Annotated in this window: 18 protein-coding genes; 7 read left to right on the top strand and 11 right to left on the bottom strand. The window is 69.1% G+C overall.

Annotated elements, in window-relative coordinates; genetic code table 11:
- Positions 1 to 504: a protein DA1 gene (locus ACRSBM_RS25075; RefSeq protein WP_434446582.1), complete on the bottom strand. Its 504-nt coding sequence runs from the start codon at positions 502 to 504 to the stop codon at positions 1 to 3.
- A 235-nt stretch (positions 505 to 739) separates the two neighbouring features.
- Here ACRSBM_RS25075 and ACRSBM_RS25070 point away from each other — a divergent pair, with 235 nt between their 5' ends.
- Entirely contained in the window at positions 740 to 1,081 is a 342-nt protein-coding gene (locus ACRSBM_RS25070) for a hypothetical protein (protein WP_434446581.1), read from the top strand.
- A gap of 64 nt (positions 1,082 to 1,145) precedes the next feature.
- Here the strand turns inward: ACRSBM_RS25070 and ACRSBM_RS25065 are convergent, their stop codons facing one another.
- The 5 genes from ACRSBM_RS25065 to ACRSBM_RS25045 are packed head-to-tail and all read right to left on the bottom strand — an operon-like array spanning position 1,146 to position 6,751.
- On the bottom strand, positions 1,146 to 2,435 hold the full coding sequence (locus ACRSBM_RS25065) for a protein kinase domain-containing protein (RefSeq protein WP_434446579.1): 1,290 nt from the start codon (positions 2,433 to 2,435) through the stop codon (positions 1,146 to 1,148).
- The gene (locus ACRSBM_RS25060) at positions 2,419 to 3,684 is read right to left on the bottom strand and encodes a protein phosphatase 2C domain-containing protein (protein WP_434446577.1); all 1,266 of its coding nucleotides are present in this window, start codon (positions 3,682 to 3,684) and stop codon (positions 2,419 to 2,421) included. The genes ACRSBM_RS25065 and ACRSBM_RS25060 overlap by 17 nt, the downstream gene beginning before the upstream one ends.
- 16 nt (positions 3,685 to 3,700) lie before the next feature.
- The gene (locus ACRSBM_RS25055; protein WP_434446575.1) at positions 3,701 to 4,399 is read right to left on the bottom strand and encodes a vWA domain-containing protein; all 699 of its coding nucleotides are present in this window, start codon (positions 4,397 to 4,399) and stop codon (positions 3,701 to 3,703) included.
- A gap of 16 nt (positions 4,400 to 4,415) precedes the next feature.
- Entirely contained in the window at positions 4,416 to 5,036 is a 621-nt protein-coding gene (locus ACRSBM_RS25050; RefSeq protein WP_434446573.1) for a hypothetical protein, read from the bottom strand.
- Entirely contained in the window at positions 5,000 to 6,751 is a 1,752-nt protein-coding gene (locus ACRSBM_RS25045; RefSeq protein ID WP_434446572.1) for a hypothetical protein, read from the bottom strand. Before ACRSBM_RS25045 ends, ACRSBM_RS25050 begins: the two co-directional genes overlap by 37 nt.
- A 551-nt stretch (positions 6,752 to 7,302) precedes the next feature.
- Between ACRSBM_RS25045 and ACRSBM_RS25040 the strand changes: the two genes are divergently transcribed.
- From ACRSBM_RS25040 to ACRSBM_RS25020, 5 genes are all read left to right on the top strand, one after another.
- The gene (locus ACRSBM_RS25040) at positions 7,303 to 7,722 is read left to right on the top strand and encodes a hypothetical protein (protein WP_434446570.1); all 420 of its coding nucleotides are present in this window, start codon (positions 7,303 to 7,305) and stop codon (positions 7,720 to 7,722) included.
- A gap of 398 nt (positions 7,723 to 8,120) precedes the next feature.
- A complete protein-coding gene (locus tag ACRSBM_RS25035) occupies positions 8,121 to 10,517 on the top strand; it encodes a nitrate- and nitrite sensing domain-containing protein (protein WP_434446568.1) in 2,397 nt (798 codons plus the stop codon).
- Positions 10,518 to 10,542: 25 nt separating this feature from the next.
- Positions 10,543 to 10,980, top strand: coding sequence for a roadblock/LC7 domain-containing protein (locus ACRSBM_RS25030; protein WP_030475700.1), 438 nt, complete (start codon positions 10,543 to 10,545; stop codon positions 10,978 to 10,980).
- Positions 10,977 to 11,357, top strand: coding sequence for a DUF742 domain-containing protein (locus tag ACRSBM_RS25025; protein ID WP_434446566.1), 381 nt, complete (start codon positions 10,977 to 10,979; stop codon positions 11,355 to 11,357). Before ACRSBM_RS25030 ends, ACRSBM_RS25025 begins: the two co-directional genes overlap by 4 nt.
- Positions 11,338 to 11,931 carry a GTP-binding protein gene (locus ACRSBM_RS25020; RefSeq protein WP_434446564.1) on the top strand — a complete coding sequence of 198 codons (594 nt, stop codon included), beginning with the start codon at positions 11,338 to 11,340 and terminating at the stop codon, positions 11,929 to 11,931. Before ACRSBM_RS25025 ends, ACRSBM_RS25020 begins: the two co-directional genes overlap by 20 nt.
- Positions 11,932 to 12,117: 186 nt before the next feature.
- Here ACRSBM_RS25020 and ACRSBM_RS25015 read toward each other — a convergent pair whose 3' ends face one another.
- The 5 genes from ACRSBM_RS25015 to ACRSBM_RS24995 form a co-directional block, all read right to left on the bottom strand.
- Complete coding sequence (locus ACRSBM_RS25015; RefSeq protein WP_434446563.1) at positions 12,118 to 13,479, bottom strand: tryptophanase; 1,362 nt, start codon at positions 13,477 to 13,479, stop codon at positions 12,118 to 12,120.
- A 152-nt stretch (positions 13,480 to 13,631) separates the two neighbouring features.
- Positions 13,632 to 14,660 (bottom strand): tryptophan dimethylallyltransferase family protein, encoded by a 1,029-nt coding sequence (locus ACRSBM_RS25010; RefSeq protein WP_434446561.1) that lies wholly within the window; start codon positions 14,658 to 14,660, stop codon positions 13,632 to 13,634.
- Between the two features lie 493 nt (positions 14,661 to 15,153).
- On the bottom strand, positions 15,154 to 16,110 hold the full coding sequence (locus ACRSBM_RS25005; RefSeq protein ID WP_434446559.1) for a lysyl oxidase family protein: 957 nt from the start codon (positions 16,108 to 16,110) through the stop codon (positions 15,154 to 15,156).
- Entirely contained in the window at positions 16,086 to 17,420 is a 1,335-nt protein-coding gene (locus ACRSBM_RS25000) for an NAD(P)/FAD-dependent oxidoreductase (protein WP_434446557.1), read from the bottom strand. Before ACRSBM_RS25000 ends, ACRSBM_RS25005 begins: the two co-directional genes overlap by 25 nt.
- A complete protein-coding gene (locus tag ACRSBM_RS24995; RefSeq protein WP_434446555.1) occupies positions 17,420 to 18,244 on the bottom strand; it encodes a glycosyltransferase in 825 nt (274 codons plus the stop codon). The genes ACRSBM_RS25000 and ACRSBM_RS24995 overlap by 1 nt, the downstream gene beginning before the upstream one ends.
- Positions 18,245 to 18,615: 371 nt before the next feature.
- On the opposite strand from ACRSBM_RS24995, the gene ACRSBM_RS24990 reads away from it, so the two are divergent.
- Positions 18,616 to 19,926, top strand: a complete 1,311-nt coding sequence (locus ACRSBM_RS24990) for a sugar transferase (RefSeq protein WP_434446553.1) — start codon at positions 18,616 to 18,618, stop codon at positions 19,924 to 19,926.
- Positions 19,927 to 19,928 lie beyond the last annotated feature (2 nt).

Raw genomic sequence — 19,928 nt, 5'->3', positions numbered from 1 at the left:
TCAGAGCGTGCCGGTCGCCTCCACCCGGCGCACCACCTCGGCCGGAGTCAGATCACCCGCCCTGCGGTACGCGGACCGGTAACCGTCGCCGTACAGCGGATCGGGGTTCTGCAGCATCTGGTCGAGGAGGTGCGCGGCGAGGCGGCCGCCGCGGTGGCGCAACCACCAGCTGCCGACCAGTTCGCAGATCCCCTCCTCGAGGGCCGGTGGGCGGCGGCCGGGGCAGAGGGTCAGCCAGCCGTGGCACATCTCGTGCGCCACCACGTGACCGAACTGGGTCGCGGGCATGCCGGAGACCACCTTGATGCTGCGCACCGTGGCCGCACCGCCCAGCCAGGCCTTCTCCACGGCCGTCTCACCGTGCAGGAGGGCTCCCGCGCCCTTCCGGATCTCGCCCGGTTCCACCAGTTCCACGCGGACCCGGTTGGGCAGGCGGAGGCCGTAGGAGTGCAGCAGCGGGCGGACCAGCCGGACGACGGCACCCACGTCCGGCTGGCGGTCCACCGCCGATCTCGTACACCGCGCACAACGACTTCTGCCGTCGCGGAGAATGGTCTCCGCGCGCATTCCTGTTCCACCCGTGATGGCGGAACAGCTCCAGCACCGCGGGCGGTGCACGCATTTCTTGCAAATCCGTTCGTCGAAGTGATCCTCCATCCAGGTAATACCCAGTTGCTCATCGCAGGCAGCGCACCTGAAATCGCCGAACATGGCTTAGACTGGCCTGATGAGAGCTGAGGTGCTGGCCGCCAGATGCAGGCAGGACGCGGGTCTGTTCGGTCTTCGGGTGGAGGAGCGTCCCGATTCCTGGTACGTGACGTGGTCTTTTCGGATCAATGAGACCGCAGCGCGGCGGGAGAAGTACGAGGACACCATCATCAACGGCACCATCCAGATCGATCCCGGTTTCGCGGTGTGCCCGCGGTGCGCCGCCGACTCATTCGTGCAATGCGGCCTGTGCGGGCGGTTGAGCTGCTGGGTCGGTGGCGAACCGCAATGGTTCTGCAAGTGGTCGCCGTGCCCGGGATTCGGTTCTCCGAGCGGGCAGATCCGGTCGGTCACGGCGCAGGGCGACCGCTAGTGAGGTTGATGAGGGGAGCCTTCACAAACCTCCCCTCATCAACCTTTGTCCCGCGGTGGTGGAGCTAGCGTTCGACGACGGCGTGCAGCGCGCCGAAGTCGATCCGGGTGCCCGGCACCAGCGCGATCGACTGACCCGGCGCCACCGTCCGCGCGTTCGCCGCACCGTTCGGGGTGGCGTACCACTGCCGCTCGCTGAGGTTGCGCAGGCCGTGGACGTCCTGCGTCGGATGCTTCGAGACCTCGGCCGTCGGCGCGTTCCCCGGCGTCGTGTCGCCGCGCTTGTTGGTGTGACGCGGGTACAGCAGGCTGTCGGGGTTCATCACGACGGTGCTGCGGCCGTCGATCAGCAGGCGCAACGGCCTGCCGAGCACCCTGCGACAGCCCCAGCAGGCCGCGTCCGTCCTCTCCGGACAGTAGAAGTTCTGCCTGCCGCACTGAGCGCACGTGTAGATCGCGTCGGACGCCGCCGCGAGAGTGGTTTCCCACTCACCGAACGTGGGTCGCTTGCCCGGATCGGTCAGCCCCGCCGTGAACACGCGGGTGAAGATCCTGCGCACCGACTCCGGGTACAGCGGCCAGAAGGCCGGCGCGTTCACGTGCACTCCCGGCACCGGGCGGTTGCTCTCGTCGTGCGGGTCGAAGATGAACACCGGGTCGGTGCCGTAGATCTTGCGCATCGCGCGTGCGTCCAGCACGTGGATCTTCGACTCCGTCGCACCCTGCAGCGGGTGGTCGTTGATCAGCAGCAGGAACAGCAGCACCGACATGGAGAAGCTGTCGGTGAGAGCGGACGGCCTGGCGTCCCCGCGCACGATCTCCGGCGCCATGAACCGGGGCGTGCCCAGCACCCTCGGCGCGGTGCGGTTCGAGCCGACGTTGTCGTTGTCGCAGATCAGCACGTCGCCGGTGGCCGGGTCGACGAACAGGTTGCCGTCGGAGATGTCGCAGTAGAACAACCCCTTGGCCTGCAACGCCTTGAACGCCGCCACCGTGTTGCCCGCCGCCTGCACGAGCTCGCGGAAGCGGATCGACACCTTGCGGCCCAGCACCTTGGTGAGGCTCGCGTGGTTCGGCGGCCGCAACGGCATCAGGTACCCGAAGTGGTCTCCCCGCACGACGATGTCCTCCGGCCACAGGAAGTGCGCGGACGGCGCCTTCTCCCGCACCATCGTCGTGATGCTCTCGCGCAGGTCCGCGTTCTGGAACTGCGGGTAGTACCACTTGATCGCGACCGCGCGGCCGTCGCTCATCCGGCCCTCGCGCACCTCGCCCTGGCCGCCGACACCGAGCACGTCGCCCACCGAGACCTGCGCACCGGACTCGCAGTTGAGCTGTTCACCGGTTTTCAGCACCGGAACCATCTCCCTTCGCTTCTGGCTTCTCGGTGGACGGTGCGGGAGGCTCGGCCGCGAGCGGGTTGGCGGGCTCAGCGGGGCGCACCGTGTGCTTGCCGCTCGCCTCGGGACGGGGTGGCTCCGCGGCCGCTTCCATCACCGCTTCGATCCCGTCACCGGCCTGCTCGGGTCCGGCAGGGGAGGTCTCCGGTCGCGCGGTCTGCTTCTCCGGTGTCGGCAGCTCCGTCAGCCACGCCAGCGCCACGCTCACGTCGTCGCCACTGCCTTCGCGGGAGATCTTCTCGAGCCAGGTCGGCAGGACCGGGCCGAAGTCCCGGGACGCCTCCGCGCGTTGGGCGAAACCCTCACAGAAGTCGAAGAAGCGGTCGTCGCTCGGGTACGAGTTCGGCAGGCCGTCGGTGGTGAGCAGGATCGCGGACGGGATGTGCCCCTGGCGGATCTGCTCGGTGCCGCGGCGGATCTCGTCGTGCGCGTTGTCGTCACACAACGACGGCGTCAGGTTGCCGATCGCCTCCGGCGGTGGCGGCACGAGGTAGGACGCCTCGCCGCCGACGATCTGCACCATCGCGCCGTCGCCGAGCTGCACCCAGTGCAGCGACTGCGGCCCGATGAGCACCCCGAGCACCGTGCTGCCGTAGGCCTTGGCCTGCCAGCCGCCGAACTTCGCCTGATCCCAGGCGGCGTCGGTGACGTGCGGCAACGGGCCCAGCTCCTCCGCCTCCTGGGAGATGACCTCCTGGGCGTACTGCTCGAACCGGCGCAGCTGCCAGAACAACAGCTCCAGCTGCGCGTAGCCGTTGCGCTTGGCGAAGTCGTCCAGGTACTTCACGAGCCCGCGCTCGCCGTCGGTCCTGCCGGGCACCTGTGCCGGATGGCGGACGAGGTCCGCGTGCACCTTCGCCCGCCACCTGCTCACGACGTGGTCCGTCTCCTGCGTCCACAACTGGGCCAGCTCGTCCAGGCCGGGCTCGCCGAGCGCACGTGCCCTGCGGCGGAACGAGTGGAAGACGTCGCGCATCGTGGCCACGGCGAGCTGTGCGCCCCGGTCGCTGCGGAAGTGGCGGACGGAGCCGTGCCCGTCCGCGACCACCACGTAGGCCCAGGTGCCCTTCTCGACCACCTTGCTGTCGCTGTCGTCCTGGCAGGGTGAGCCGTCCCGGACGTGCTTGTCGCCCTGCACCGACAGGTGCGCGACCTGCCAGGCGTGGGATCTGCGCCCGGTGATGGCCCGTTTCACCTTCTCCATCGTCTCCTTCACCGTGTCACCAGACCTGGTCGTCGTCGACCATGGTGGGCGGCGGCGGGGGAGGCGGCGGGGCGCCGGTGAGCGTGCTGTCGGCGGGCTGGCTCGCGGGCGACGACGCCGACTTCAGCACGACCGTCGAGGCGTACTTGATGAACTGGGTGAGGTCGCCGGGGTTGTTGGCCGTGAGCGGCTCGATCTCCGGGTGGTCGATGAACCTGCGCAGCACGTCCTTGTCGGCGTCGTCACCGATGCCGATCGCGATGCGGACCGCGCGCCTGCCCCAGGGTTCGGCCAGCAGCGCCTTCAGGCCGGTGTCGAAGTCGTCGGTCGGCTGGCCGTCCGAGATCAGCACGATCACGGGCGGCAGGCCGCGGTCGGGCATGTTCCCGACGGACAGCTCCTGGGCCATCATCTTCATGGCCGCGCCCATGTCCGTGATGCCGGTGACGGACACGTCGGTCCAGCTGAAGTCGGCCAGTGGCACCGGGTTCGGCGTCACCCAGCGCGCGCCGGTGCCGAAGGTCATCGTGCGGATCTCGACGGCCGCGTGCGGGTTGTCCTCGGCCGAGTCGCGCATGAGCGGCAGGGCCTCGCGGATCGAGTGGTTCAGCTGGCCGATCTTCTGGCCCGCCATCGAGCCGGACACGTCGAGCATCCAGTAGAAGCGCAGCGGCCGGTGCGAGAGCGGCCCGCCGGGTAGTTCGGTGGAGGTCAAGTCGTCTCTCCTGGGGTCAGCAGTCCTCGGTGGGAGGACCGGCGAGTGGTTCCTGGCCGCCTTCGAGCAGCGGGTAGACGTTCACGGTGATCGCGCCGTCGGGCTTGCCCTCCTTCGGGTTTCCGCCCCAGAAGGCGCGGTTGGCGACCGGGCCACCGTCGTCCCGGGTCGCGAACTGGCCGAGGCGGGGCAGGATCTCCTCGTTGAACCGGTTCGCCCGCGCCGAGCCCACGAGCGGCTGTTCGGCGACACCGAACGACAGCACGACGCCGGCGCGCCTGCCCGTGAGGTCCGGTTGTGCCAGCCGGTTCGCGACCTGCTGCTCGACCGCCTTGAGGTGCTCGTCGCGTTGCGGCGACGGCGATCCGGTGAGCAGCGCCGGGTCCGTGGTGACCCGGAAGCAGATGAAGCCGCTGTCCACGCCACGGGTCGGTGGTTTCGTCGTGGTGGTCGTCGGGGCTGTGCTGGTATCCATGGGCTTCTGCACCGCGCCGCCGGTCTGAGTGGCCAGGAAGATCACCACGAGCACCAGCAGCGTGTCCGCGAAGATCCAGCCCACCAGTCCCGTGACCTGCGAACCGCGGTTGTCCGATCCGGCCATCACCGACCAGCCTTGCCGGCGCGCGAGAGCAGCCATCTGCGCGGCGTCTTCCCGTTGGCGGCCGCCAGCTTCGTGACGAGGCCCTGGCACTTCTCCAGGGCCACCACCAGATCCTGCGTCGCCGTGCGCAGGTCGGGCAGCAGCAGCGCGGGTGCCGAACGCAGTTCGTCGACGGTGTCGCGCAGCGCCTGCGCGGTCTCGCCGGCCGCGCCGTTGAACCTGCCGACCGACACGCCGAGGCTGTCCGCGGCGGCCCTGCGGTGCTCGAGCTCGCGGTCGAACGCCTCGACCACGGCGACGCGCAGCTGGTCCATCTGTCCCGGCAGCGACTCGACGGCCTGCCGCAACGCCACTTCCGCGTCACGAGCCGTCTCCGCCGTGCGCTTGGCCGCGCTCGCGGCGGCCTGCGGGTTGTCGGCCAGCGCCGAGATGTTCGCGACGTACCGGTCCTGGCGTTCGTGCACGCCGTCGAGCTTCTTGCTGAGCTTCGACACGGCGTCGAGGACGTCGAGCACGCCCTGCTGCGCGGAGGGGAGCCGGGTCGCGAGGCTCTGCGTCCCGCTCACCATCGAGGCGACGGTCTGGTCGAACCGCTCGGCCGCGGTCCGCAGCGCGGCCACGTGGTCCCGCAGCTCGTTCGCACTGTCCACAACGGAGCTGCCGCCGGCGGCGATCGCCTCGGCGCCCCGCGCCCACTGCTCGACCCCCGCGCGTCCCGACTCGATCGAGCGGTTCATCTCGTGGCGGGCGGCGACCAGCTCGCCGACCGTCGCGGCGTGTGCCGAGGACTCCTGGCGCAGCTCCTCGATGCGGTCCGCGTACACGGCCCGCAGCTCGCGGTTGAGGTCGCCGGCTCCCTTGACCACGTCGGCCATGCCGTCCTTGGCGCCAGTGATGCCCGTCGCCACGTGGCCGAGGTTCGCCGCCAGGTCCCGCGTCGCGTTCTCCATGCCGTGCACGTGCCCTGCCAGCCGGCCAGTGGGGCTCTCCATGCTTTTCGCGCTCTCCGAGATGGTGGTGCTGCTGATCGCCAGCTCACCGGTGGCGCGCACCATCAACGCGATGTTGTCCTTGCCATCGGTGACGAGACTGCTCATCTCCTGTTGCGCGGTCACCAGCTGCTGCACGGTCTTCTGGTACTCGGGCAGCAAGGTGCGCAGGCTCGCGCTCATGCGGTCGACCAGCTCGGTGCCCTCCTCCCGCACCGCGAGACCGGCGTCGACGAGCACGGACCGCAACTCGCTCACCCGCGCCATGCGGTCCCGCTCCTCGGCCGCGGCGGTGCGGTTCTGCATCCAGGAACCCACCAGGAACACGACGATCACGGCGGCGAGCGCGAGGAAGTCGCACATGGCCACGTGGTCGAGCGTCCACCACGTACGGTCGCCGAACCCCCTGGTCCACAGCTGCAGGAACGACGCGTCCTCGAACTGCGCCTGCTCCGTCCACGGTGCGGCGAGCAGCTCGCGGTAGGCCTGCACCGCCGCGAAGATCCCCACCCAGGTGAAGAGGAGCGGGGTGAAGAGCAGGACGTTGCGGACGATCTCGACGCGCCGCGAGAGCACGGCGAGAAGCCCGCGCGCCCGCCCTTTCACGGAGGCAGGGTCGAAATACGCGAGCAGGTCCACCCGGCGCCACGCCGCGGTGTCCGCGGCACGCAGATCCTGGGCGAGTCGTCGCAGATCCGCATTGAAGTTCTGATATGCGGGCTCACTCGCCAGGGCGTCGAGTCTGCTCGCGACAGCGTCCATCGAACTCACTCGACCTCGTTCCCTATGCACACGTGCGGAATCGGCAATTACCCGTCCCGGGTAGCCGTCTGGTCCGCTATCGCGACCATTGGCCGAGCTGTTACGCCGAGGAAAGGAATGGCCAGAAAATGGCCACGAATTCCACCGCAAGGGGAACAGTTTCTGGGCGCAGGCCTTTGACCTGCGTCTTTGTCTCGCCCGCTCGGCTCGGGCGCCGGGTGAGGCAAGGCCGCGGCCGGCGAAGGGGAAGAGGTGAGGTGGCCCGGCCTCGACCGACGGGAAACCGCTAGTAGTTGCGGAACCAATCAGTGTCGGCGGCCTGGTCGACGAGTGTTCTCGCATGTCGGGGAAGTGATTCCGGGTGCGGAGGGGACTCCCTCGGAAGCGTTACCCACAGCGGAGTCAGGACAGCTGTTCGGTCACTGCGGTGTTGACGCCTGGGGACGCCAGGCGGCACCCGAGCCCGGGATCGTGTCGGCCGCGGTCGCTCCGGTGTCGTCGTCTCCACGCGTGCGGCGCTGCGGGCTAGGTCGGTTCAGCGCGTTCCAGGCGTGGAAACCGAAAAGCTTTCAAATTCGTCGTCAGCCGATATACTCATTGTATTGCGACAAAACTATATCGCCGGCGAATTGAGACGGGCACTCGATCGGGTGACGCGTGCGGGCGGAAACCAGGCGAAAAACGGCGAAAACATGACCGTGTCGGCAGCAGTGGAAGCAGCCGGGATCGTGTCGATGCGGGTGGGCGGTTGTGGCCCGCGCCACTTCTGTGGCGGCGCTCGGCCGGATGCTCGGCCGCGCGGCGCTCGCGGCCACGACCGGCTCCGTGTCGCCGCGGCGGTGACCAGCGTGATCGGCGCGTTTCCGTGGGAGGACGGCTGCCGGCTCCTTGGTCGTGATCAAGGAATGCCGTGGGTTGATCACGCCTGGTCACGGCGATCGACGTGCGAATTTCCGAATAAGACCTGGTAACGGAAAGCGACGATTGGTTGCGCTCCGTCTCGCCTAGGGACGACGTGCGCCTTTGTCAAGTTCGGGGTCAATAGCCGCGGCGTTTTGACTGTTCAGTCGGAGAAAGTCCAGCTCGGCCTCCCTTTCGCCCGCTCGGTCAGCGGGTGCGCCCGACGGAGAGCGTGTTCCTCCTGTGCAACGGCAGTTCGCCTGGTCAGGGCGATCTGGGGAACGGGGGTGTTGCGGAGCGCATCTGACTGAGTACTCTGCACTCACCCCTCAAGATCATCGCTGTTGATCATGCTGATCAAGCAGTGCTATCTTTCCGTCGCCAATTCGGGTGGTCGTGGAGCGTTGTGAAGCTGAAGAACGTGCCTGAGACGAATTACAAGACAATTCGTTCTCGGCTCACTGGTGTCGTGGTGGTTCCCAGCGTCGTCCTTCTCGCCATGTGGGCGCTGTTCTCCTCCTACACGGTGTTCGAAGGGATCTACCTCCAGCTGGTCGCCTCCGGTGCGCGGGACGCGTCGATCCCCGCGGTCCAGTCGTTCGCGTCGCTGCAGAAGGAACGCGAGCTCAGCATGACGAGCCTGAGCCGGGCCGGCTCGAGCACGTCGGCGTTGCTCAAGCAGCAGCAGGACACCGACAAGGACGTCGAAACGATGAAGTCGGCGTTCGCGGAGCTCGCCTCGGCGGCGCCGCAGGAGGTCGTCGACGCGATCGGCAAGCTCAACGGGCTGCTCGACCAGCTGCCGGAGCAGCGGGAGCGGCTCGAGTCGGGCAACGCGTCCAAGGACGAGATCTACCGCTACTACAACAACGTCCTGGACGCCGCCGCCGGTCTGTTCGGCACGCAGGCCCGCATCGTGCCCGACGCCGAGACCGTGCAGGGCGCGCTGGCCGGGCTGCAGTACTTCCTCGCCGCCGACGCGATGTCGCGGTCCAGTTCGCTCGCCGCCGGAGCCCTGGCGGCCGGCAGGTTCACGCCGGAGGAGCACCGCGAGTTCGGCTACCTCGTGGGCGCGTACCGGTTCAACCTGAACGCGATCGAGTCCAGCGCACTGCCGAACGTCCGCGAGCACTACAAGCGGCTCACCGGCAGCGCGCCGTGGCAGCAGTTGTCCACCCTGGAGAACCGCCTGCTGCAGAACGCGGAGCGCAACATCGGGGGAACGGTCACGCTGGCCGACTGGGAGAACGCCAGCCGTGCGGTGTCCGCCGAGCTGACCACGCTGGTGCAGGAGCAGAGCACCGGCGCCGTGAACATCGCCATGGCCAACGGCAAGACCAAGTTCACCACGGTCCTGATCGGCAGTATCATCGCGCTGATCGCGGTCATCATCGGCATCTTCGTCGCCGTGCGCGTCTCCAACCGCCTGGTCAACAAGGCGTTGATCGTCCGCCTCACCAGCCTGAAGAGCGACTCGCTCAAGCTCGCGCACGAGCGGCTGCCCGACATCGTCGAGCGGCTGCGCGACGGCAAGCACGTCGACGTCGCCACCGAGGTCCCCGCGCTCGACTACGGCAACGACGAGATCGGGCAGGTGGCCGACGCGTTCAACGCCGCGCAGTACACCGCCGTCGCCGCGGCGGTGAAGGAGAGCCAGACCCGTGAGGGCGTGAACCGGGTCTTCCTCGACATCGCGCGCCGCAACCAGGGTCTGGTGCACCGCCAGCTCAAGATCCTCGACAAGCTGGAGCGCGAGGAGGAGAACCCCGACCACCTCGACGCGTTCTTCCAGCTCGACCACCTCGCGACCCGTGCGCGCCGCAACGCCGAGAACCTGATCATCCTGACCGGCGAGCAGCCGGGACGGCAGTGGCGCAAGCCCGTGCGCATGCTCGACGTCGTGCGCGCGGCCGTCGCGGAGACCGAGCAGTACGCCCGCGTGAAGGTGAACCCGGTGCCCGAGGTGGCACTGGTCGGCGCCGCCGTCGCCGACACGATCCACCTGATCGCCGAGCTCGTCGACAACGCGACCTCGTTCTCCTCGCCCCGCTCGCAGGTCGAGATCCACAGCAGCGAGGTGCCGCAGGGTCTCGTCATCGAGATCGAGGACCACGGTCTCGGCATCAAGCACGAGGACCGCGAGCAGCACAACAACATGCTCGCCGCACCGCCCGACTTCGAGGCGATGAGGCTGCGCGGCGAGTCCCGCCTCGGCCTGTTCGTCGTCGCCCGGCTGGCCGCGCGCCGCCACGTCCGCGTCGAGCTGCGCGACTGCCCGTCCGGCGGCACGATCGCACTGGTCCTCATCCCGTCCGAGCTGATCGTCGGCGAGGCGGGCGCGGCGGACCCCGTGGACGCCACGCAGATGCCCAAGCCGACGTTCCGCCAGCAGACCCTCCAGCAGAACGCGCGGTCGCTCGACGCCCCGCACGCGCACGAGGCCTCGGTCCCGCCGCAGGGCGACCTGGCGCACGACTCCCTGCAGACCGAGACCTTCCACCTGGACGAGTTCTGGTCCGGGAGGGCAGTGGGAAACGGCGCGGACCCAGGCCCCGAAAGGGATCTGGACAGCAACAGCGGTCACCTCGAGCTGCCGTCCCGGGACGACCGCCTGGCCGGCGCGTGGCCGACAGACGACCCGGCGGAAGGTGAGGCCACCACGCGTCAGGACCCCCGGCCGGAGCTGCCCCGCCGCAGGCGCCAGCAGCACCTCGTACCCCAACTGGCCAACGACGATCCCCGCCCAGCGCCCGACTTCGCCGAGTTCAACGCGGAGGAACGGGCAGAACGAACCCGCGACGGCATGTCGGCCTTCCAGCGTGGCACCCGAAACGCCCGCCAGGCCGACGACGTCGTGGAACCGTGATCACGAAACCGAAAGGGCTATTTCCGTGGACGACCTGACCGGCGGGCACCCCGAGCTCAACTGGCTGCTGGAAGACCTCGTCGCGAGAGTGGTCGGCGCCCGTCACGCGGTAGTGCTCTCCGCGGACGGCCTGCTGCTCGCCCACTCGCCCGAGCTGTCCAAGGACGACTCCGACCACCTCTCGGCGATGGCGTCGGCCTTCCAGAGTCTCGCCAGGGGTACCGGACGGCACTTCGGCGGTGGGCAGGTCCGGCAGACCATCGTGGAGATGGAGCGCGCGCACCTGTTCGTCACCGCGGCGGGACAGGGCGCCTGTCTCGCGGTGGTCGGTGACGAGGACGCCGACATGGGCATGATCGCCTACGAGATGAACATGCTCGTGAAGCGCGTGGGCGCCTACCTGTCGTCGGCGCCCCGAACACTGGCGTCGCCGCGAATGCCGAACCCCCTTGGCCTGTCATGAGCCAGCACTCCGCCGACTGGTGGTACGACGAGGCGGCGGGCCCGATGGTCCGCCCGTACGCGATGGTGAGCGGCCGCACCAGGCCCAAGCCGGCGGGTGAGGACCTGACCCTCACGACCCAGGTCAGGGCGATCCGTACGAACTCCGAGCAGGGCACCCTCTCGGTCGAGCATCTCGAGATCATCAAGCTGTGCCGGAAGCCGCTGTCCGTCGCGGAGGTCGCCGCCTACCTGCACGCGCCGCTCGTCGTGGTGAAGGTGCTGCTGAGCGACCTGATCCAGCGCGGTGACGTCATCACCAGCGGCCCGTCCAAAACGGTGGCCCCGGTGGACCTGAACCTACTGCAGAAGGTGCTCGATGGTGTCCGTGCAATCTGAGCAGGGGCGGGAAGAAGTCATCGTCCCCTCCTCCGTCAAGATCGTCGTCGCCGGCGGTTTCGGCGTCGGCAAGACCACGATGGTGGGCGCGGTCAGCGAGATCACCCCACTGCGGACCGAGGAGCTGCTGACCGAGGCCGGCGAGGAGATCGACGACCTCTACGGCGTCGAGGGCAAGACCACGACGACGGTCGCGCTGGACTTCGGCCGCATCACGATCAACCCCGAACTGGTGCTCTACCTGTTCGGCACGCCCGGCCAGGACCGCTTCTGGTTCCTCTGGGACGAGCTCGCCATCGGTTCGATCGGCGCCGTCGTGCTGGTCGACACCCGCAGGCTCGACGCCGGTTTCGGCGCGATCGACTTCTTCGAACGCCGGGGCATCCCGTTCGTCGTGGCGGTGAACTGCTTCGAGGGCGGCCACTCCTACACGCCGGAGGAGATGCGCGTGGCGCTCGACGTCCCGGCATCGGTGCCGCTGGTGCTGTGCGACGCCCGCGACCGCGAGTCGTGCAAGTCGGTGCTGGTCCGGGTGATCGAGCACGCGATGAACCGGCTCGACGTCATGGCCTGACAGGAGAACAGCGGAAGCCCTTGGTGTGTCGTACACCAAGGGCTTCCGCTGTCTTCGGGCGTGCCCCGTAAGTCTCGTCCGCGATAGTCGCAGCCGAGGGCCACGGAGGCGGCGCCGCGCCCGGTATGAAGGCGCCTCCGGGACTCTCGACTGCGACTCTCATCGAACGGACTCACGGGACACGTCCTACGGCCTGACCTGTTCGAGCCGGCACCGGAACGGCCGCAGGATCGCCGGCACCTCGGTGAGGCGGTAACCGGGAACCTGTTCGGGGTTCTTGGCGATCCCCGCCAGCGTCTCCGCCACGTACTCCAGGTGGCTGCGGGTGTACACGCGGCGCGGGATCGCGAGCCGCACCAGTTCGAACGGCGCGGGCGTGACCAGGTCGCCGGAGGGGTCGATCTCCCCGAGGTAGAGCGAACCCACCTCGGCACAACGGATTCCGCCCGCGAGGTAGAGCTCCGACGCGAGTGCGTGCCCGGTGAAGCGGCTCGACGGGATGTGCGGCAGCAGCCTGCCCGCGTTGAGGTACACCGCGTGCACGCCGGCCGGCCGCACACTGTCCACACCGGCCTCTCGCGCGCACTGGGCGAGGTACGCGGTGGCGTCGGCCCGGTCACGCAGGTACATCGGGTCGGTGACCTCGAGCAGGCCCTGCGCGCACATGTCGAGGTCGCGGCCGGAGAGCCCGCCGTACGTGCTGAACCCCTCGGTGGCGATCAGCAGCAGCTCGCACTGCTTGGCGAGGTCGGTGTCCTGCAGCGCGAGCATCCCTCCGATGTGGACGATGCCGTCCTTCTTCAGGCTCAGCACACACCCGTCGGCCAGCCGGAACGCGAGCTTCGCCACCTCGCGCGGGCTGTGGCCGCGGTAGGCCTCCTCCCGCTGCGTCACGAGCCACGCGTTCTCGGCGAACCGGGCCGCGTCGAGGATGAACGGCACGCCGTGCTTGCGGCACAACGCACTCGCGGCCTCGATGTTCGCCATCGACACCGGCTGCCCGCCACCGCCGTTGTTGGTGATCGTCATGAGCACCAGGCCGACGTCGTCCGGGCCGGCCAGCGCGGCTTCGAGCGCGACGAGGTCGATGTCGCCCTTGAACGGCGCGTCGCTGTCGAGGTCCGCGGCCGCCGGGGACGGCAGGTCCCGCACGACGCCGCCCACCAGCTCCACGTTGGCACGCGTGGTGTCGAAGTGCGTGTTGCTGATCGAGATCTGGCCGGGTTTCAGCAACGCGCTGAACAGGATCCGTTCAGCGGCACGGCCCTGGTGCACGGGGAAGATGTGCCGGTAGCCGGTCAGTTCCTCGGTGACCTCGCGGAACCGGAACCAGGACCGCGCGCCGGCGTAGGTCTCGTCACCGCGCATGCCCGCGGCCTGCTGCTCCGCGGACAACGCGTTGGTGCCGGAATCGCTGAGCAGGTCGATCGTGACGTCTTCCGCCGTAAGGTTGAACTGGTTGTACTTGGCCTCGGCGTAGCGGCGTTCGCGGAACTCGCGGGTGGTGATGGGAATCGGTTCGACGACCTTGATGCGGTACGGCTCCACGACGTGCCTTTCTGGTGCGGCGGCTTGAGGTCTATCGGGGTGCGGGGGAGACCGGGCGGTGGGTCGCCGGCCGCCCTGCGCCTTCGCGCTGGACGGGCGGGTAGCTCGCGGTGCGCTCGTACCGGACGGGTGGGGGCACCAGGCGGTACCCGCTAGGCACTCCGCTGAGCGTCCTGCAGCCCACTGGGAGCCGGATCGCCGCACTGCACGGCCAGCGCTTCGGTGCGGGGCGGCGTGACGTCGTACGCCTCGGAGGACAGGTAGACCGAGACTCCCGGCCGTGGCCTGCCCAGCCGCAGCGACACGTGGGCGATCAGCCCGACGCCCTGGCCGAGCGGCCGCTGGACGATGCTCGCCAGCGCCATGACGAACGGCGCGGGGTCGAGCCCGCACCTCGCCATGATCGCCAGGACGCGTTCGCACGCTTCGAGGTCGTCCGGCACGTAGTCCCGCACCGGGATGTAGAGCGAGTAGCCGCTGGGCCGGTCGGTGTCGCCGGACATGAAGGTGTAGCTCGACATCAGGGGACGCCGGGTGAACGGTCCCGTGCCACCGCAGGCGAGTTCGCAGACGTCCGCCAGCAGCACCGGATCCACGTCGGGGGCCGCCGCCGCTGCCCGCACCACGTCCCCGACCACGGCGTCGGCGTGGGACACGTAGGTCTTCACCCGCGCGCGGTCCTCGTCCATGAGGTCGAGAGCGAAGAAGGAGAACCGGTCCAGCCCCTCGCGGCGCAGCGCGTGTTCGGTGACGACCGGGAGTGCCCCGCCGAGCCCGAGTCTCGACAGTCCTTCGCCGACAAGGGCGGTCGCGCTCTCACGGCCGCGCACCTCGGGGTTGAGGTAGACCTTGATCGCCGGTGCCGCGGACGCCTGCACGATCAGCGAGTACCAGAACGCGAACGCGCCCTGGGGGTCGTCGGGCAGGAACAGGTCGCGAACCAGGTCGAGTTGCCCGAGCCGTACCTGGTGCCGCGCTGCCAGCCGGTCGAGCACCCCGAGCGCCTCGGTCAGGTTGGCCCGGCTGCCCGGCTGCTCGGCGAGCGACTCCACGATCATGCGGACGACGGGCGGTTCGTCGTGGGCCAGCGCCACCGAGAATTCGACCGGGGTGTGGTCGTCGGCCACGAAAGACGCCCAATGGGGAACCGAGGAGAGCGGCAGCCGGCTGCCGGGTCCCAATGCCTCACCCAGCAGTTTTGTCGCGGTATTGGCGGAGTCCGCTAAACCGACGGCGCGCAGTAGGTTGTGTAGTTGTCCAATGGCGAAATCGTGTATCGAGACGGCTGGCGCGCTCAAGATGGGGCACTCCTGATCGGCCGGGAATCAGTCGGTCGCAATCCCTGACGGGGTGGAATCGCGAATGAATTCTCTCAACCCGCCACATGCCCAGGTCAAGAGCCAAGGGGGTTGCGTGCACCACTCTCGACCGTAACCGGGGTTGGGCCGCCCGGACTATTGACTTACTCCGTTCCGGCTGCCGATATGAGCAATTGTGCCCGAGGGCACGGGTGTGCTATGCGCGCCTAGTATCGGTTTCGCAGAGTTAGGGATTGTGCGCGAACTGGCCGTCGTGGTATCGCATGCCTGTTTGCGCCCGTTTGTCCCGGTGCAAATGAAAAACGGGGGCATCCGCAACACGGACACCCCCGTTTGGGGCTTGCTTCGGAACTGTTCAGCCGCGCGACTTGGCGCACCGCGCTTTGCCGGGACAGCTGCGGATCATGCGCACCGTCGGTGCGGCGTCGATCGTGGCGGGCGGGTTCACCGCGTCGTCCGGCCACTGCACGGAGATCGCGATCGACGACGCGTTGTTGTCGTAGTTCTTCTCCAGCAACGCGCGGTCGGCGTTCACGACGTTGACGACGTCGTAGATGCCGGACTTCACGTGGGTGAGGTCCAGCCACTGGAAGTCGACGTCGTACTTGTAGTCGTCGCCGGAGCCGACCGAGATCCCGAAGATCACGTCCAGGGCGGCCGGGTTGTGGTGCTCGCACATGTGACCGTCCAGCCGCTGCGCCAGCTTCCCGGCCGGGCTTGCCGGATCGCCGGGCCGGTTCGGCAGCTCGTCGTCGACCTCGTAGCGGTCGCCGATGCAGAAGCCGTTCTTGCGATCCGTCACGACCACGCCGCCGTCGGGGGTGCGCAGCTGGAAGTACTCGAAGCTCAGCAGGTGCCAGTGCTCGTGGCTCTGGGCGGGCTCGTAGTAGGCGCTGGCGGTGGTCTCGCGCCGCGCCTCGTTGTACGAGCCGGCGATCGATCCGTCCACACCGGACTGGACGGCCTGCCGCACCTTCATCGTCGGCGTGGCGGTGCTGTCGCGGTGCGCGTGCAACAGCAACGGGCCGTCGCCGACGTTGTCGATCGAGGTGGTGAACCGCAGGCGGACCGCCTGGGCGTGTCCGCCGCGGAGCTTGCACGAGCCCCTGGGCGCCGAGGCGTCCTCCACCAGGCACACGTCCCACGCGCGGCACGAGAGCGGCGAGCCGGAGAAGCCTCCCGGGCAGCCGACCGGCGCCTGGCGGAGGTCGGGCAACAGTGGCGCCGGGTCGGCCTGGACGTGTTGCGAGGAAACGAGGTTGACCGCGGTGATCGTGAGGGCCGCGATCACCGCGCCGATTCTGCTGACCATGCCGTGCTCTCCTGAGTCGAATGTCTCCTGGCGTCGCGCAGGAGCAGGTCCGTCACCGAGCCGGCGAGCTCCACGCTCGAGTTCCAGCTGGTGACGTTCGGGTAGACGTGTGCCGTGGTGGCGAGCAGCAGCCGCGTGCCGGGGACCTCGACGGCCGGCCGCTTCGTGAGGTACCCCAACGGGTACACCGGTTCGACGAACGGCGCCTTGAAGACGTGCACCTCGTCGACGTCGTCGGCCGTCAGTCCCTTGTGGAGGCTCAGCAGCTGCTCGGTCCAGCGGCGGGCGATGCTGTCGGAGTCCTCGCGGTAGAGCGCGGACTCGCGATCGGTGTAGTGCATGACGTAGACGAGATGCCGGTCGCCGTATCGCTCGGAACCGGTGAGCGGGGTCATCTCGATCACGCCGTCGAAGTCCGTTCCCGACCGCAGCACCGGCGCCCAGTAGTGGCCGGACAACGGCTTGCGGAGGAAGAACAACGTGTTGACGACGCCCTGGTAGGGCAGCCGCACGTCGGGCAGCCGCGGCGCGAGGCCGGCGTCCGCGATGGCGCGCAACGCGGGCAGCGGGACCGTGGAGACCGCGTGGCCCGCCTCGATCGTCTCGCCGCCGGGCAACGACACGAGCACGCGGTCCGCCGAGGCCTCCAGGCGCGCCACCGGAGCCGATGTGCGGACCTCGCCGCCGTGTGCCTCGATGGACGCCCTCAGCGCGTCGATCACGCTCTTGTAGCCGCCCTCGGGGTAACCGCGGACCGACTCGTTGCTCTCGCGGCCCAGGCGCTGCCACAGGTACAGCGCGGGCACGTCACCGAACGCGGAGCCGAACTTGGCGCCGAACATCGGGGCGAGCACCAGCTCCCAGATGGCGTCGCCGTACAGGCCGCGCAACCAGTCCTCGGTGCGCATCGCGTCGAGGTCCTTGCCCTTGCCCAACCTGCGCAGCAGCAACGAGACCACGCCGAACCGGATCCGGTCGGCGAGACCCAGCGGCCGGAACCGCAGCAGGTCCAGCGCGGAGTTGAACGGGTGGTGGGCGCCCTCGACGACCATGCCCATCGAGGTGGGGCGCCAGCCGACGCTCTCGCGCAGTCCGACCTCGTCCAGCAACGCCAGCAGGGCCGCGTCGGTCGGCATCACGCAGTGGTAGAAGCGTTCCACCGACCGGCCCCGCGAGGTGAAGAACGTCCCGAGGCCACCGAGCTGGTCGCCGGCTTCGAGCAGTGTCACCGCCAGGCCCTCGCGAGCGAGCCGGTGCGCCGTGGCAAGGCCGCAGATGCCGCCGCCGATCACGACGACACGCGCGGGCATCAGAGCTTCCGGAACGGAACGGGCGCGAGGCGGTCACGCGTGAACAGGAGCAGGTACTGCGCGAGCGTGCGGCCGAGCCGGAGCTTGCTGGCCCCCGGCTTGCGGTCGTAGCGCAGCCGCAACGGGATCTCGCTGACGGCCGGGCCGCAGTGCCGCAGCTTGAGCAGGAGCTCGACCATGCAGGCGAACCCGCGCTCCTCGACGAGGCGTTCGCCCCAGTGCGCGGACGCCCGGCGCAGCAGGCTCACCCGGTAGGCGCGGAAGCCGCTGGTGAAGTCCCGGATCCCGTCGATGTGCAGCACCCGGCCGAACACGACGCGGGCACCGCGGGAGAGCAGCCTGCGCCACTGCGGCGCGGTCGAGTCGTCGCCGCCCGCGACGAACCGGGAGCAGATGACGACGTCCGCGCCGGCCTCGATCTCGGCCAGCAGCGCGGGGAACACGCCGGGGTCGTGCGTGTCGTCGGCGTCCATGACGATCAGGACGTGGTCCGGCTCCGCCACCGCGAGCGCCGCCCGCAGTCCTGATTGGACGGCCTGGCCGAGCCCGAGGTTCACCACGTGCCGCACCAGGCGGACGTCGAGCCCCTGCACGCCGGCCACGCAGTCGCCGGTGCCGTCCGACGAGCCGTCGTCGACCACCCACACGGTGATCCGGTCGGCGAGGTCGGTGCCGGCGATGCGGCTCAGCAGCGACGGGAGCGCCACCGCCTCGTTGTAGGCGGGAAGGACGACGTGGACGTCGCCGCACGTGCGGACCGGCTTCTGCACGATCGCGACCGGGTCACCGGCCGAATGCCGGATGCCGTGTTCGTCGACTCTCACTCTTGCGCCCCCTCTTCGGTGCCTCGCGGTTGATGGCGTGAATTATTGACACGGCATGCTAAAGCTTTGAGTCGGCCCTGGCCGTGTTCAGGGCGGGAACTACGTGGAAACCTCACCAGCTGCGTTCGCGCGGGACACCAAAGGGGGAATTGTGATACCTGAAGAGATGGTTTCTCGCAGCAAATTCACTCTTTCGTGCGCCCCCGCCGTCATAACTCCTTCGATCGGATGATCTTTCAATGAGGCGATTCTCGGCGGTTGCTGTTTCTGCCGCACCAGTCCCGGCGCGGGAGGCTGGTCCCAGACGCCCTCCGCGCCGCCCCGTCAAGCCGTCGCCGGGCCGCCGGGACCTGCTCAGCCGGGTGAACGCGGTGGCGGTTCTGCTCGTCCTCGTGGACGCCGTGACGCTCGCGGTGGTGTCCGTGCAGCGCGATCTCGGCTGGGCCTGGGCCGCCGTGGTCGCGGCGGCGGTGCTCACGATCAGGGGAGCCTGGCGGCTCTACCGCCGGCGGCTGTGGCTGTCGTGGCTGCAGGACCTGCCCCGGTCCGCGGCGAGCACGGCGCTGGCGTTCGCGCTGCTGTCCGGCATCGGCCTGGTCGTCGGCTCGCCCGCGCCCGAACTCGCCGCCGCGCAGTGGGCGATGATCGCGTTCGCGCTGGTCATCGAGCCGGTCCGGTGGTGCGTGTTCTGGTTCGGCCGGTGGTGCCGCAAGCGGTTCGACCGTTGTGACCGCACGATCATCGTCGGCGCCGGCGAGGTCGGGGTGAACCTCGCCAGGACGATGCTCGAGCACCCCGAGTTCGGCCTGCGGCCGGTCGCGTTCGCCGACTCCGGCCCCGACCCGGACCGGCAGCCGCCGCTGCTGGAGGTCGTCGGCGGCGACCTCGCGGACGCGATCGTCCGGCTGCGCGCGGGCACCGTCGTGCTCGCGTTCTCGCACACCCGCGACTCACCGCTGGTCGAGGCGGCGATCACGGCCCACCGGCTCGGCTGCTCGACGCTGGTCGTGCCCCGGATGTACGAGCTCCACCCCGACGGCCCCGGCATCGAACGGCTGCGCAGCTACCCGCTGATGCGCCTGGGCACGGCGCCGACCAGCAGGCCGACGTGGTGGGTCAAGCGCGCGGCCGACCTGCTGCTGGCGGCGTTCGCGCTGGTCGTGCTGTCACCGGTGATCGCGCTGTGCGCGCTCGCCGTGCTGGTCGAGAGCGGCCGGCCGCTGTTCTTCCGGCAGGTCCGCGTCGGCATGGACGACCGCACGTTCACGCTCTACAAGATCCGCAGTGTCCGGCAGACCGGCGAGGACGACTCGCAGGTCAAGTGGTCGGTCGTCGGCGACTCCAGGGTCGGCCCGGTCGGCCGGTTCCTGCGCAGGACCTCCCTCGACGAGCTGCCGCAGTTGTGGAACGTCCTGCGCGGCGACATGTGCGTGGTCGGCCCGCGTCCGGAACGACCGGGTTTCGTTCGCGAGTTCTCCGCTATTCACGAGCTATATTGGGCACGCCATCGCGTTCCCACCGGTCTGACAGGGCTCGCGCAGGTACACGGGTTGCGAGGTGACACTTCCATCGCCGACAGGTCTCGATACGACAACTACTACATCGCGAATTGGTCGTTGTGGCTGGACCTGAGGATTCTACTGATGACAGCGGGTGAGTTGTGTTGTCGGAGAAATCGCTGATT

The sequence above is a fragment of the Lentzea xerophila genome (genome assembly GCF_051094245.1).
GTDB classification, from domain to species: Bacteria; Actinomycetota; Actinomycetes; order Mycobacteriales; family Pseudonocardiaceae; genus Lentzea; species Lentzea xerophila.
This window is presented reverse-complemented; position numbering and strand designations above follow the sequence as displayed.